The sequence below is a fragment of the Aestuariivirga litoralis genome (genome assembly GCF_015714715.1).
Taxonomy (GTDB): Bacteria; Pseudomonadota; Alphaproteobacteria; order Rhizobiales; family Aestuariivirgaceae; genus Aestuariivirga; species Aestuariivirga litoralis_A.
In genome coordinates this window covers 173,340-185,961 of sequence record NZ_WAHS01000001.1, presented here as the reverse complement: position 1 = coordinate 185,961, position 12,622 = coordinate 173,340, and the positions used below count along the sequence as shown (strand labels likewise).

Genomic DNA, 12,622 nt, shown 5'->3' with positions numbered 1-12,622 from the left:
GATGAGACTACAGCGCCGTCGTGGGCCAGAAGCAGCATTTTTTGACGTTTGCCGCCAGGTCAAAAACGGACCAGGAGTGATGAGACCGGTCTAACAGAACAACGCATGGTGTTCGTATGCCCGGTGTCCTTAGATGCTTCTGTAGTGCTGAAGCCCTTTGGAGGTCAGTTTGTGGAACCGATCGGCGGACTCAATCCATCCTTGTACTACCATGTAATCTACTGCGGCTTTAAGTTCTTCCTGTTTGAACATTCCAGCGGTCATCACACTCAACAGCATTGGTCCATGCAAGACTTCGCCCGGCCTCCTAACCAGCGGATGTTTCACATCACAGACTCGGATCAATATACGATAGGCCAGTTCTTTAACTCGTTCTGTTGGCTCCCGCGTCTCTTCAAATGAAAGTTCACTCAAGTTCGTACCCTTCATGCCCGACTTTTCCTTCTGGAATATTCAGACCCTTAAGAACAGCGTGGGTGATAGGTTCTTTAGCTTCGACTGAAACATTGGAGTCTAATCCCTTTGCCACCCTCACCGCCGAAACTGCTTCATCACGATCTGGCAGATGTGCGTAGTAAATCACCGGCTTTCCTAAGCTTTGAAAATCGGGAACTCTCACCATTACCGACCAACCGTCTGCCATTGTCGTTTCCTTTTTGTGAAGTGTAGAAGCCTACATGGTTGCCCGCCGTTGCAAATACGAGGTTTTTACCAAATGAACTAGGGAGCGAGGCGGCTTCGTGCACATTAAGTATACTTTCTGGACGCACCCCCTTGACTGTACTCTTAGCGTACACTAACAAAGTGTCAGCAATTGTCTTAGATGAAAGGGTACAGGATGGCAATCGTAGGATACGCGCGTGTGAGTTCCACTGGGCAAGGCCACGCTACTCAAGTTGAGAAATTAAAGGCGGCAGGGGCCACCAAGATATTCGAGGAGAAGAAATCTGGGCTGGACAAGTCGCGTCCCGTGCTGGCGGAGTGCCTGCAGTATCTCCGCGATGATGCCGACATGCTGATAGTGACGAAGCTGGACCGTCTCGCCCGTTCGGCTTCCCATCTCCATCAGATAGTGGAGGAGCTTACCGCCAAGGGTGTAGGCTTCAAGGTTCTGGATGATGCCGCGCTGGACACGACCACTCGTACGGGCAAGCTCGTATTTGGTATTCTCGCCAGCATTGCAGAGTTCGAAACCGCTCTCAGGAAGGAACGCCAACTCGAGGGAATTGCTAAGGCGAAGGCGGAGGGCAGAACCGGGGGAAGGCCCGCAATGGTAAAGCCTGAGACGCGGGCGGAGATAGCGAGGTTGAACGGTGAAGGTTTGAGCATGAGGAAGATCGCCGCTCACGTTGGGTTTAGCAAAGCCACGGTACAAAAAGAGCTAGCAAGACTGGCTAAGGCGGCGGCGATATGACCCCGCTGCTTGTCTACCTGATCACAATATCAGGGGCCTTGGTGTTTTTGCATATCGTTCTTGATTGACTCGCCCTTCTCACACGAACGGTGGGGATTGTCATTTGCAGGCGTTTCCACTTATGGTCGCATCGGGGCATCGCGGAGTGGGGCGGCGTGGATCGGCAAGGCAACACAGCTATTATCATCCTCTTGGGTCTCATTCTGGCCGTTTTACTTTTCGGCAAGTCTGTTGTGTTGCAAGCCTTCACCATCGTCCCGGTCGTTCTTGTCATCGGCATTGTACTTGCGGTTCTATATTGGCTTCTTGGGTCCGGTTTGCGGATCGCGGGCGGCTTCCTGCAAGACAATCGAAAGACTAGAGCGGAAGGAGGGCCTTGGATCGCTCAGATAATCCTGGGCCTCGTCGTGCCCTGCTATGTCTGCTACATCCTACCGGGCACTGCTTTCATGTGGCTGGCTTATGGCGGCAATCTGAAAGACGCGATGACTGCGCTTCCGGGATGGCCGATACCGTTGATCCTTATGGCAGGCGGCCTCGCTGTCATGGCCGTCGAGACTCGGAAGCAGTGGTGCCCGCGTGTTTTGCCCACCGCGATGATAGCAATCCCCAAGGCGTTTATGTGGTGGGGCAGCTTGTTGTCAGCGCCCTTTTGGGCACCCATTGGCCGCATGCAGGGCATCAAGGAGAGACGACTGGCAGGAGAACAAGTAGGAGTGTTTCAAGTGGGCCTTGAGATGTTCTTGGCCGTGTTTGGTGGCGTAATCATTTTCATGCTCGGCCTCGCCGTCACCGGGATGGTCTTGGCAGGAGTGATAGGCGGGCTCACTAGCTGGTGGAGCGGTCTCTAAATCAGTCTGCCGCTTCGCGTTGGACGGGGCTACTTGGTCGATCTACCCCGCCTTCGATAAACCGCGTTGCCGTGTCGGTTTGCCGCCTAGTGCCTAACCTGCGTTCAACCTCACGCAAAACCTTCCACGCAAACGCGGGACGCTGCATTGAAGTCTCGGTGAGTGCCAGCACTCGGGCCTCCTGCCATGCGCCCTCCGTGCCATAGGCGGTCAGCAGTCTCTCAGCCTCGGCTCTCACCCAAGCAGCTTCCGTCTTTCTTCCCATCAACCAACTGAACATGCCCGTCCTCCCAAAGAGGCGCACTTGCCAACTGCGCTGCACATAGGACCATATCGCAATTGCAAACACTAGCAGCATTGGAAGAAGCACGAACATCCATCTCGGTTCTGGTGCGACGGCTGCCCAAACGGATAGGAGCGAAGCGGCCAATGTCAGCACCGCCCTTAGTGATTTTCGGTTTGCTCCATCCATTCGTCTTACATCCTTGTTGCTTCCGACAGTGAGAAGGTAGGTTCCCGTTCGAAGTACGGCCACCAACTTGACCAGTGGCTATCGGTGGTTTGTTCGTCTTCCCCGCGCGGTGGCTGCTGAGTCCCTTCATCGCGTCCCGTTGCTCCTGTTCTGAAATAACAGTGAACGCAGCGCCGAAAGGATCAGGCGGAGAAATGAGACGCGGTGCCCGGCCAGTGGCCCAAGTTCGCTACCCATTGGTAGCAATATAGTCCTTGACTAGGAAGATAGCAAGAGCCTATCTCTGCGCCTGTGCAAACCAGAGGGAGACAGCACGAATGACGAAGCAGACGAGACTATCAAAGCGGGAGCGCGATGCGGTGGCGGACGCCGTGGCAGCACTGGCGGTTAACACCGTGGCGATTGCGGCAGGCGACCGTGCGGACGTGAGGTACTGGGCCAAGATCAACCTGCAGGCTCTACACGGGCTGCTAGCGGCGGTCCCGGCCTAGGTTAAACACGGGCGGGGGAATTGTATCTCGGCCCCCGTCCACCTGCCCCAAAGGCAACGGCAAGCCCTTGGAGTGCGCTCCCTTGGGTGAAGCCCCGAGCGCCAAGATGGCGTTGAGATAGGGCCAGAGCGATAGCGCCGCCCTATAACAGCGATACTACCCCCTATAGCCAATGCCGCCCCCGTTAGCGGCGATACCACTCCCCCATTACACAACCAGCACAGTTAGGTCAGCAGCACTGACTCTTTTGCCTGTGTGGCTACCCCTGCCACCTGTAGGCTCGATGCGCCGCCGGGGACGCTGCCTGTCATACCCACCATCTATAACAGGACACCGTCACCAGCTTGCCTAGCGGACGCGACCTCCCAACCCCGAAGCACCAAAACTCATAAGGATGATCCAACACATGCCCAAACAATGTGCCGCCCCCGGCTGCACTAGACACACCACAGCGGGCTACGCCCGACTCTGCTCCAGACACCAGAAACTACTCCGCCGTCACGGCCACGAAGCTGCGTTGCCGCTTACGAGAGGAGAAATAGCCCGCGCTGCCTGCCATGTTGAGAGGCTGCTATCGCGGCACCCGAACCCCGAAGCCGCCATGTCCAGTCTCCGGCAACTGCTAGCAGGTCTAAGGCAAGAGGCACGCGATAAGGTGACCGAAGCTCCCGTCGGTGCGCCGTATAGCCAGCACCTCGCCGCCAAGGCCGCAATCCAAGTTCTGTCAGAGGCCGCTGCGGATAAGGTGATCTATTCTCTCCTCGCCGTGGCCTACCTGAGAGAGGACAACCCACGCCGCTTCATCAACGACCGCAACTATTTCATCTCTGTCGCGCGGCGCTTCCGCAGCCTCGGGTCTTCACAGTTCAACACCTACAGCAAAAGCGAAGGGGAGCGGCGTCAAGTCCTGGGCGACCTCAAGCCTGAAGCATCATTCCAACTCGGGCAGATGCTGATGACTGCCTTCGGGCCGCTCGGAATGCGACTCTGCCAGCAGGAGCAAGAGCGGTTGCGAGGGGCGGCGGATCGCAAACAGGCCGCGATTACTGCGTTGTTCGGAGAAGGCGCATGAAGGGCACGGTTATCGCCTATGCGGCGTCCGCTTGCTATTACAACCCGAGCTACGGTCAGTGCGGCTATGCTGTGATCCTCAAGCACGGCGACACTCGGTGTGAGCTAGTCGGTGGACGCAGGAGGGGCACTGCTGCTGAGATGCTGGCCTTCGGGGTTCTCGACACGCTGTTGACCCTGCCCGTTCACGTCCCTGTTACCTTCATTCTTAACGAAGGGCCTAAGCCCGGTCTGACTTGGGAACAGGTCATGTCGCGCGGCGAAAGGCCGGAGATTGAAGACTCGGTTTGGTACTTGGTGCGGCGGCTCATCGCAAAGCGCAGCGCCACTACCGAAGTCAGAACACCGAACTACCTACGGGGCGAGGAAAGCTATGCCGACCTCGCTTACCGCAAGGCGTGGCTGGAGCTTTTCAAACACGGCCCCAGACCTCGGGTGATGTCCCCAAGGAAACGGCGGGCGGCAATGTTCATCGCGGGAGGTGTGTAATGGCGTCCCTTGAACACGTCATCGTCTACGCAGACGGCTCATGCCTCAATAATCCCGGCCCCGGTGGCTATGCCGTGATCATGCGGCGGGGCGCGGATGAGCGCGTTCTCGTCGGTGGCGCTTCTCACACCACCAACAATCAGATGGAGCTTGCGGGACCTATAGCTGCTCTGAAGTCGATGAAAACTGATGCACCCATAACCTTCGTGCTGGACGCCAAATACGTTGTGGACGGCATGACGCGTTGGGTCTTCGGATGGCGCAAGAATGGCTGGCGGACTGCCGATAAGAAGCCCGTCAAGAACCTGGCCCTCTGGCAGGAACTCTTGGCTTTGACCGAGGGCCGCGTGGTCCAGTGGTTATGGGTCAAGGGCCACGGCGACGACGTGGTCAATCAAGAGGTGGACCGCCTCGCTCGTCAAGAGGCTGAGCGGCAGAGCGCCCGCCTTTCGTCCCACCCCTAACCACACCCTCAACCTAGATTTAACACCAATGCAGCGCACGGCACCCACCGTGCGTTCGCCCTCCCATCAACCCCACCACATCACGGAGATGTTTACATGACAGCTACCACTGCGCCCTCAGCGCAAGTTGAAACCCCGACGTTTGCCCAAGGTTATGCCCGCCTGCTAACCGAGCGTAACGAGGGTCGCCCACAGCCCGAAGCACCCACGATGATGAAACGAGGCGAGTACCACTTCGCCACTTCCGTCTTTCAGCCCCGCACGTTTGAGGGGACAGAGGATGAAAGCATCGAACATCGCGACGAACTCTATGAGGCCCTGTTGCGAGGCGACAAGTTCCCGCCGCTCGTGTTGTGGTGGAGCGGTCAACGCTTCTACATCATTGACGGCCACCATCGGGCAATGGCGATTGCAGACTTGGCGAGGGACTTTGAAGCGGGAAAGCTGAAAGCCTCTGAGCCGCCAACAGTTCTGCGCGAAGGAACGGCGGTCGAGGTGTTCGTCGGAGCCCTCCCCGAGGCGATGGCAGCGGCAGTCGCGTTCAACAGCCGCAACAAGCTAGCGATGTCGAAGGATGACAAGACTGAAAGGGCTTGGAAGCTGGTGACTCTGGAGGATGCCGCACTATCGAAAGCTAAGATTGCGGCGGCGGCAGGGGTATCCGAACGGACAGTGGCAAACATGAGAGAACGTCTGAAGGAGTTCGGGAACGATTACCCCGACACCGACCCCAAGAGCCTGACATGGCGCGATGTGAAGGAGGGCAAAGTGATGCCTGCCAAGGGTGATGACTGGAGGGATAAGCAGGGCAAAGCATGGGGAAAGAAACTCGGGCGGGTCTTTGGGAAGAAGCCTGCTGAGATGCCAGATGTGTTTCTCTTGGCAATTCACTACTACTCGACCCGGCTTTACTCCAGAATGGCAGAGGAGTTTGAACGGGAGGTCAACTCCGACTTCTAAGCCAGAAGGCTAACAAGGTATGCAAACCTCGGGGTGTGCATCTGCATAGGAAAGCGATCTACGCCTGTGCATTGCACACCCTGAACACTCCAACCGTTGACCGATTGCCAGCTTTCACACACCAATCTAAGGTACTCGAATGTTCTCAAAGCTTCTGACGGCAGTTTCCAATGCGGTTTCCACAAAAACGAAATCTGAGATTTCGCAGATAGACGAGGCTATGGCTTACTCAAATGCATTCCGCGAAATGGTGATGGCCGATGCCGCCTATTCGAACCAAGTGGGCGAATGGTTCATCACAAAAGGCGTGCAGCTGATGCAGCAACACAAGGATGCTGCTCTCAATGCGCCTAACAGAGCGGCAAAGAAGAAGGCATTGGAGAACGCTGGCGTCGAAATTGCCCATTACGTTGCGATACAAGAAAAGACACGGGGCAAGAGTGACACCACACTGCAAGCCCTGTTTCTCTGCGCCCATACTTTGCGCATGTACAGTTTGGCCTATGATGAGAGCCCGGCCATAAGTGCGGCTGCGAAAGAGGCACTTCACCGCTGTGAGGGCCTACTTATTAGTTGCGCAAGCATGAGAGAGCAGAATGCGAACTAGTTGCTATGACGTCGCTGGAAGCAGTCCGGCATTCCTGCCTTTGTTGATTAAATAGCTGACGAAGGCCGCACTCGCGCCCAGCATGAAAGCTGCGTCAGTAACGTCAACATTCGCATCACCGTCCTCCAAGAGCGAGTGCCGAACGCCCTTTTCGTCACTGGTCCACCAGTAGAGTGCCCTAAACCCTTCCTTCAACGCACCATGTATAACGCCTTTGGCTTCCAAAATATTCAATGCCGCGCCGAGCCCACTCTTAGATTTTCCCGCCAAAATGCTGGCAACGGACTCTATAGCGTGGATACTCTCACGTATGCTCCCCGCATAATCACCGGCAAACAGGTTCTGGGCTGAACTTACGAGATGTGTGTTTGCGCCTGCATACGGTGTTGAGGCCAAATCATCCAACGCTTGAGTAACAGTGGCAGCTTCTGCTTCGGAGAAGATCGGATAGAGCTGTTTGTCTGCCGCCACACGGTAACCCATTCGTCCTTCGATAAGTGCGCTCTGGACTTGCGCAGCGAAGTTGGCTGGACACAGCGCATGCTGTAGAACGAAATCGATAAAGCCCAATGGGTGATGATATGCTGCGCCCCCCATGAAAAGTGGGGCGACATGCGCTTTCACCGTAGCGCCGCTGATTGATATTTTGTCGGACCGCCCGCCCTGCCTTACCATCCAGTCACGAAGAATGGTCCACCAAGGCGCGGCTATGTACGTATCCATCGTTCCACGTTTTGTGCTGGCTTCAATCGACTGATTGACCACATGCCAAAGAAGATTTGCGGCACCTATCGAGATTGATTTTGGCGCGAGCTCGGGTGGTATTTCTTCGATACCTTCGCGCTGAGCAAAAGTGGGTCGGTATGAACTTCCCTTATCGATGTTTGTCACTTATGCGGGACCGTGTTTCTTTTGGAGACTTGGGTAACCCGGTTGGGTAAAATAGTTGGGTAAAGCGAAATTGCGCCTTATAGATAACCTACTGTTTCTCAACGGACAAATGAAGCTACGAAAACTATGGCGCTCCCTACGGGAGTCGAACCCGTCTTTGCAACGTGAGAGGCTGCCGTCCTAACCGATAGACGAAGGGAGCGTTGGGCTACGCTTACAGCGCAGCCCCGGGCGCCGCAAGCCCCTCAGGCGTGATGGGTGAGCATCCAGAGGATCGTTCCGAGGATGAAAACAAACAGCGTTACCAGAACCCCGCCCATGATATAGACCAGCCATAGCAAGCGCCGCTGGCCCTTCGTCATTTCAGGTTTCTTCTCTTCGCTCATATGTCCAACATCCTCACAGCCACTGCAACGGAAGCTTCCCGCCTCGACAAGTTCCTGGCGTCGCAATTTGCTGAGATCAGCCGCGCGCGCTTCCAGAAGCTTATTGCGGATGGCTGTGTCTCTGTCGAGGGCGAGACGGCGGACGACATGAGCCTGAAACTGAAGCCCGGCCAGGAAGTGGTCGTCGAGGTGCCGGAAGCCGCACCCGCCGAACCGCAGGCCGAGAATATTTCGCTCGATGTCATCTTTGAAGACAAGGACCTGATCGTCATCAACAAGCCGGCAGGCCTTGTGGTGCATCCGGGGGCGGGCAATGAGACCGGCACGCTGGTCAATGCCTTGATCGCGCATTGCGGCGATTCACTCTCCGGCATCGGCGGCGTAAAGCGCCCCGGCATCGTGCACCGCATCGACAAGGAAACGTCGGGCCTTCTCGTCGTGGCCAAGAATGACAAGGCGCATGCGTCTCTGTCCGAGCAATTCGCTGCCCATGGCCGCGACGGAAGGATGGAGCGCGAATATCTGGCCCTCGTCTGGGGCAAGCTCGACCGCAAGTCTGGCACGGTGAGCACTGGTCTCGCCCGCTCCTCGGCCAACCGGCAGAAGATGGCCGTGTCGAATTCCGAAAGCGCCAAGGAAGCCATCACGCATTACGACGTGGTGCAGGCTTTCGCGGCGGCCAGTTTGATCCGCTGCCATCTGGAAACCGGGCGCACCCACCAGATCAGGGTGCATATGGCGCATCTCGGCCATCCACTGTTGGGCGATGGCACCTATGGCAGCGGCTTCGCCGCATCGAAATCCAAATTGCCGAAGCCCGCACAGGATGCCCTGAGCCATCTGCGCGGTCAGGCTTTGCATGCCACCGTGCTGGGCTTTGATCATCCGCGCACCGGGAAACATCTGCGCTTCGAAGCACCCCTGCCGCCAGTAATGGCCGCGCTTTTGCTGGCACTCAAAGCTGCGTAATCCTGCCGTCTTGCACCGGTCACGAATTCTGGCTTTGATGCCGGAAAAATTCGGAGAGGCAACATGCTCAGCAAAGCCCGGGTGAATGCGGCGGGTTCGGAACTGGAACTGCATTGGGCCGATGGCGCGCAAGCGCGTTTCCACGCCATGTGGCTGCGCGACAATGCGCTGGATGACAAGACGCGCAGTGCCGGCAATGGCCAAAGACTGGTCACCATTCTCGATATTCCTGCCGCCACGAAAATCAGCGCGGCAGAAATTGTGGGCGGCACATTGCGCGTAACTTTCACGCCCGAGAACAAGTCGGTCACCTTCCCTGCCGATTGGCTGCACAACCATCGCTATGATCGCAAGCCGTCTGATGCCATCGCCTGGACCAGCCCGGCCATTACCCGCTGGACGGGTGCGGACATGCAAGCGAATGTGCCACGCGCGCGGCTCAGCGACATGCAGCAGAACCGCGACACGCTGGCCCACTGGCTGGGTGCAGTCGAGCGTTATGGTTTCGCCGTGGTGGAAGGTGTGCCCACTACGTCAGGCGCGCTGTGCGACATCGTCAAAACCTTCGGCTATGTGCGCGAGACCAATTATGGCCGCTGGTTCGAAGTGAAGGCCGAGGTCAATCCCAGCAACCTCGCCTATACCAATCTCGGCCTGCAGGCCCATACCGACAACCCGTATCGTGACCCGGTGCCCACGCTGCAGATTTTGAGCTGCCTGGAAAACACCGTGGATGGCGGCGAGTCCACTGTGGTTGATGCCTTTGCCGTGGTGGCCGCGTTGCAAGCAGAAAACCCCAAAGCTGTCGAACTGCTCAGCGGCTTTCCTGCCCGCTATGAATATGCCGGCAGCAATGGCGTGCGCCTGCGCGCCAAGCGCCCGATGATCGAGCTGGGGCCTGACGGTGAACTCCTCGCCATCCGCTTCAACAACCGCTCCGCCGCACCGACTGAAGATGTTCCGTTTGAAGCGATGGCCAGCTGGTACGAAGCCTACCGCCGCCTGGCCGAGCTGATCGAGGACAAGCGTTTCGAAGTCAGCTTCAAGCTGGCGCCGGGCGAAGCCTTCATTGTCGACAATACCCGCATCCTGCATGCACGCACCGCCTTCTCCGGCCATGGCTCGCGCTGGCTGCAAGGCTGCTACGCCGACAAGGATGGCCTTCTCTCCACCCTCGCCTCCCTTGTTGAAACCCAAAGCCCGAAGGCCGCCGAATGAAACCGGAAAAACTCGACGCCACCACCATCGTGCCCTTCCTCGCCAGCATTTTCGAACGCCGCGGAGCGGAAGATTACCTGGGCGAGCCGGTCACCATGGCCGAACACATGCTGCAAGGCGCGCATTTCGCCGAAGCCGAAGGCGCTCCGGATGTTCTGGTCGCCGCAGCCCTGCTCCATGACGTGGGCCACTACACCTCGGAATTCGGCTCCTACTCGCCGGAAGACACTGAAGATAAGCATCACGACGAGGCAGGGGCGGAAGTGCTGGCCCCCTTCTTCCCGCCCGTGCTGGTGGAATGCGTGCGGCTGCATGTGTCGGCCAAGCGCTTCCTCTGCGCCACCGATCCCAGCTATTATGCAAAGCTTTCAACCGCTTCCAAGCATACGCTGGAGCTCCAAGGCGGCCCTATGTCAGACGCCGAAGTCGCTGAGTTCCGCCAGAACCCCTTCCACTCTGAAGCCGTGCGGGTGCGGGTGTGGGATGAGGCAGGCAAGGTTGCGGGGATGAAAACCAAGCAATTTGAAGACTATGTGCCCCTTCTCGAACGCGTCGTCAGGCAGCACAAGGCAATTTAGGCTTGTCCCGCTGGAACTTGAGCGACCTCACCTGACTTATCGCAGAGGGACGCGCGACAGGAGCCAACATTAAACTGTGACCATTATGGTTACGGCTCTTTAAATTCGCCACATTGCACCTATATCCCGTCTCTAGGGTTAGGGGCTGAAAGAGCCCAGAAGGATCAAACAATGGCCAAGTCATTGAATATGCCAATTTTATCAGGCGGCGAGGGCAGCCTGAACCGCTATCTCCAGGACATCCGGAAATTCCCGATGCTGACGCCTGAAGAAGAATACATGCTCGGCAAAGCCTGGAAAGAACACGAAGATCCCAAGGCCGCCGAACGCATGATCACCAGCCATCTCCGCCTCGTGGCCAAGATTGCCATGGGTTACCGCGGCTATGGCCTGCCGATCGGTGACGTTATTTCCGAAGGCAACATTGGCCTGATGCATGCCGTGAAGCGCTTCGAGCCGGACAAGGGCTTCCGCCTTGCCACCTACGCCATGTGGTGGATCAAGGCGCAGATTCAAGAGTTCGTGCTGCGCTCGTGGTCACTGGTAAAGATTGGCACCACCTCCAGCCAGAAGAAGCTGTTCTTCAATCTGCGCAAGATGAAGAGCAAGATTCAGGCTCTGGAAGAAGGCGATCTGCGCCCTGAACACGTGAAATACATCGCCAAGAATTTGGGCGTGGACGAGAAGGACGTTGTCTCGATGAACCGCCGCTTGCAAGGCGACGCTTCGTTGAATGCGCCTCTGCGTTCGGATGCCGAAGGTGATGTCGAATGGCAGGATTGGCTGGTCGATGATGCCGACACGCCCGAACAGATGGTTGCTGAAAATGAAGAGGCCGGCCAGCGCAATTCGATGCTGACCGAAGCCTTGACCAAGCTCAGCGACCGCGAACGCCGTGTCATCGAAGCCCGCAAGCTGCAGGACGAACCAGCCACGCTCGAAGACCTGTCGCAGGAATTCAACGTGAGCCGCGAACGCATCCGCCAGATCGAGGTGAAAGCCTTTGAAAAGCTGCAAAAGGCTGTGAAAGCCGCAGCCACCAAAGTGGCCCCTGCCCTCGCAGGCAAGGCCAGAGCATTGCCGCAGCCGGCGATGTAAATCCGGTCAAAACAGAAATCCCAACGGGCGCAAATTCTGCGCCCGTTTTTTTGTCACGGCGACGCTCCGAAAATATTGGTCTGCACTTGTGCGCCAACGAAAATCTGGTCGGCATAGGCTTTGCCGCCAGCTACTGAAACCCCTACCGCACCACGCAGATAATCGCGTGACGCCATCGCCAGCCGGTGCGGATTGCTGTGCAGCCAGGACTGGAAAAGACCCTCCGCCACGCTGTCTGGATCAGCTCCATCCGGCGCCTTGAAGGCGGCCGCATTCTCCCCCATCGCAGGCAAAATGAGCAGTCCGCCACCCTTGAAGGCGCGCATCCGGCTGTCAAAATCCTGGCCGGTTGAGGCCACATGGCCAATAAATCCGTGTACGGACATATCCCCGGCATGGGCGCGCGCTGCAAATTGCAGCGTGGCGTCAGGTTCAAGAACCTTGAGCCCTTTCCCCGCGCGGTACGCATTCACTTTCAAAAACAAGGCCTTCTCGATGTCTGCACGGAATTGCCCCTTCGCCATCATCCGCCCGGCAAATTGCATGTAAGTTTCGGCACGCGCCGGGCAGCTAGAGGCAAGGAAAGAAATCAATAAGGTTAATGCGACTTGGCATACCACCTGACGCAAAATTAACTTGGGCATAAGAGACTGATCCCATCTT

At 57.2% G+C, this 12,622-nt stretch carries 16 protein-coding genes and 1 tRNA gene; 11 read left to right on the top strand and 6 right to left on the bottom strand.

The annotated features are described in order from the left end of the window. Positions 1-129 precede the first annotated feature (129 nt). Both F8B91_RS00970 and F8B91_RS00965 read right to left on the bottom strand, forming a co-directional pair. Positions 130-414 carry a hypothetical protein gene (locus F8B91_RS00970; RefSeq protein ID WP_196501852.1) on the bottom strand — a complete coding sequence of 95 codons (285 nt, stop codon included), beginning with the start codon at positions 412-414 and terminating at the stop codon, positions 130-132. Further along, a complete protein-coding gene (locus F8B91_RS00965) occupies positions 407-643 on the bottom strand; it encodes a hypothetical protein (RefSeq protein WP_196501851.1) in 237 nt (78 codons plus the stop codon). The genes F8B91_RS00970 and F8B91_RS00965 overlap by 8 nt, the downstream gene beginning before the upstream one ends. Positions 644-823: 180 nt before the next feature. Here F8B91_RS00965 and F8B91_RS00960 point away from each other — a divergent pair, with 180 nt between their 5' ends. From F8B91_RS00960 to F8B91_RS00930, 7 genes are all read left to right on the top strand, one after another. Further along, positions 824-1,414: a recombinase family protein gene (locus F8B91_RS00960; protein WP_348641706.1), complete on the top strand. Its 591-nt coding sequence runs from the start codon at positions 824-826 to the stop codon at positions 1,412-1,414. Between the two features lie 155 nt (positions 1,415-1,569). Continuing rightward, positions 1,570-2,265, top strand: a complete 696-nt coding sequence (locus F8B91_RS00955; RefSeq protein ID WP_196501849.1) for a hypothetical protein — start codon at positions 1,570-1,572, stop codon at positions 2,263-2,265. A gap of 1,618 nt (positions 2,266-3,883) precedes the next feature. Beyond that, positions 3,884-4,300, top strand: a complete 417-nt coding sequence (locus F8B91_RS00950) for a hypothetical protein (protein ID WP_196501848.1) — start codon at positions 3,884-3,886, stop codon at positions 4,298-4,300. After that, positions 4,297-4,788, top strand: coding sequence for a hypothetical protein (locus tag F8B91_RS00945; RefSeq protein WP_196501847.1), 492 nt, complete (start codon positions 4,297-4,299; stop codon positions 4,786-4,788). Before F8B91_RS00950 ends, F8B91_RS00945 begins: the two co-directional genes overlap by 4 nt. Then, positions 4,788-5,252: a ribonuclease HI gene (gene rnhA, locus F8B91_RS00940; protein ID WP_196501846.1), complete on the top strand. Its 465-nt coding sequence runs from the start codon at positions 4,788-4,790 to the stop codon at positions 5,250-5,252. The genes F8B91_RS00945 and rnhA overlap by 1 nt, the downstream gene beginning before the upstream one ends. A 96-nt stretch (positions 5,253-5,348) precedes the next feature. Continuing rightward, entirely contained in the window at positions 5,349-6,212 is an 864-nt protein-coding gene (locus F8B91_RS00935; protein ID WP_196501845.1) for a hypothetical protein, read from the top strand. 139 nt (positions 6,213-6,351) lie between these two features. Further along, positions 6,352-6,819, top strand: a complete 468-nt coding sequence (locus F8B91_RS00930; protein ID WP_196501844.1) for a hypothetical protein — start codon at positions 6,352-6,354, stop codon at positions 6,817-6,819. Positions 6,820-6,822: 3 nt separating this feature from the next. Here the strand turns inward: F8B91_RS00930 and F8B91_RS00925 are convergent, their stop codons facing one another. From F8B91_RS00925 to F8B91_RS00915, 3 genes are all read right to left on the bottom strand, one after another. Next, entirely contained in the window at positions 6,823-7,710 is an 888-nt protein-coding gene (locus F8B91_RS00925; RefSeq protein WP_196501843.1) for a hypothetical protein, read from the bottom strand. A 127-nt stretch (positions 7,711-7,837) separates the two neighbouring features. Next, positions 7,838-7,912: transfer RNA gene (locus tag F8B91_RS00920), tRNA-Glu, on the bottom strand. Between the two features lie 43 nt (positions 7,913-7,955). After that, positions 7,956-8,096, bottom strand: coding sequence for a hypothetical protein (locus tag F8B91_RS00915; protein ID WP_196501842.1), 141 nt, complete (start codon positions 8,094-8,096; stop codon positions 7,956-7,958). Between F8B91_RS00915 and F8B91_RS00910 the strand changes: the two genes are divergently transcribed. The 4 genes from F8B91_RS00910 to rpoH all read left to right on the top strand — a co-directional run bounded on the left by F8B91_RS00910 (position 8,097) and on the right by rpoH (position 11,959). Then, a complete protein-coding gene (locus F8B91_RS00910) occupies positions 8,097-9,065 on the top strand; it encodes an RluA family pseudouridine synthase (RefSeq protein ID WP_196501841.1) in 969 nt (322 codons plus the stop codon). A gap of 63 nt (positions 9,066-9,128) precedes the next feature. Continuing rightward, the gene (gene tmpA / locus F8B91_RS00905) at positions 9,129-10,283 is read left to right on the top strand and encodes a 2-trimethylaminoethylphosphonate dioxygenase (RefSeq protein ID WP_196501840.1); all 1,155 of its coding nucleotides are present in this window, start codon (positions 9,129-9,131) and stop codon (positions 10,281-10,283) included. Continuing rightward, positions 10,280-10,861, top strand: coding sequence for a (R)-1-hydroxy-2-trimethylaminoethylphosphonate oxygenase (gene tmpB, locus F8B91_RS00900; RefSeq protein WP_196501839.1), 582 nt, complete (start codon positions 10,280-10,282; stop codon positions 10,859-10,861). The genes tmpA and tmpB overlap by 4 nt, the downstream gene beginning before the upstream one ends. Before the next feature lie 171 nt (positions 10,862-11,032). Beyond that, positions 11,033-11,959: an RNA polymerase sigma factor RpoH gene (gene rpoH / locus F8B91_RS00895; protein ID WP_196501838.1), complete on the top strand. Its 927-nt coding sequence runs from the start codon at positions 11,033-11,035 to the stop codon at positions 11,957-11,959. A gap of 53 nt (positions 11,960-12,012) precedes the next feature. Here the strand turns inward: rpoH and F8B91_RS00890 are convergent, their stop codons facing one another. After that, positions 12,013-12,504, bottom strand: a complete 492-nt coding sequence (locus tag F8B91_RS00890) for a CAP domain-containing protein (protein WP_196501837.1) — start codon at positions 12,502-12,504, stop codon at positions 12,013-12,015. Positions 12,505-12,622 lie beyond the last annotated feature (118 nt).

What these genes read in the sequence shown, in the direction of transcription:
- F8B91_RS00965 (WP_196501851.1), bottom strand. Translation starts at nt 643, where the DNA reads ATGGCAGACGGTTGGTCGGTAATGGTGAGAGTTCCCGATTTTCAAAGC.
- F8B91_RS00960 (WP_348641706.1), top strand. Translation starts at nt 824, where the DNA reads ATGAAAGGGTACAGGATGGCAATCGTAGGATACGCGCGTGTGAGTTCC.
- F8B91_RS00945 (WP_196501847.1), top strand. Translation starts at nt 4,297, where the DNA reads ATGAAGGGCACGGTTATCGCCTATGCGGCGTCCGCTTGCTATTACAAC.
- rnhA (WP_196501846.1), top strand. Translation starts at nt 4,788, where the DNA reads ATGGCGTCCCTTGAACACGTCATCGTCTACGCAGACGGCTCATGCCTC.
- F8B91_RS00935 (WP_196501845.1), top strand. Translation starts at nt 5,349, where the DNA reads ATGACAGCTACCACTGCGCCCTCAGCGCAAGTTGAAACCCCGACGTTT.
- F8B91_RS00930 (WP_196501844.1), top strand. Translation starts at nt 6,352, where the DNA reads ATGTTCTCAAAGCTTCTGACGGCAGTTTCCAATGCGGTTTCCACAAAA.
- F8B91_RS00915 (WP_196501842.1), bottom strand. Translation starts at nt 8,096, where the DNA reads ATGAGCGAAGAGAAGAAACCTGAAATGACGAAGGGCCAGCGGCGCTTG.
- F8B91_RS00910 (WP_196501841.1), top strand. Translation starts at nt 8,097, where the DNA reads ATGTCCAACATCCTCACAGCCACTGCAACGGAAGCTTCCCGCCTCGAC.
- tmpA (WP_196501840.1), top strand. Translation starts at nt 9,129, where the DNA reads ATGCTCAGCAAAGCCCGGGTGAATGCGGCGGGTTCGGAACTGGAACTG.
- tmpB (WP_196501839.1), top strand. Translation starts at nt 10,280, where the DNA reads ATGAAACCGGAAAAACTCGACGCCACCACCATCGTGCCCTTCCTCGCC.
- rpoH (WP_196501838.1), top strand. Translation starts at nt 11,033, where the DNA reads ATGGCCAAGTCATTGAATATGCCAATTTTATCAGGCGGCGAGGGCAGC.
- F8B91_RS00890 (WP_196501837.1), bottom strand. Translation starts at nt 12,504, where the DNA reads ATGCAATTTGCCGGGCGGATGATGGCGAAGGGGCAATTCCGTGCAGAC.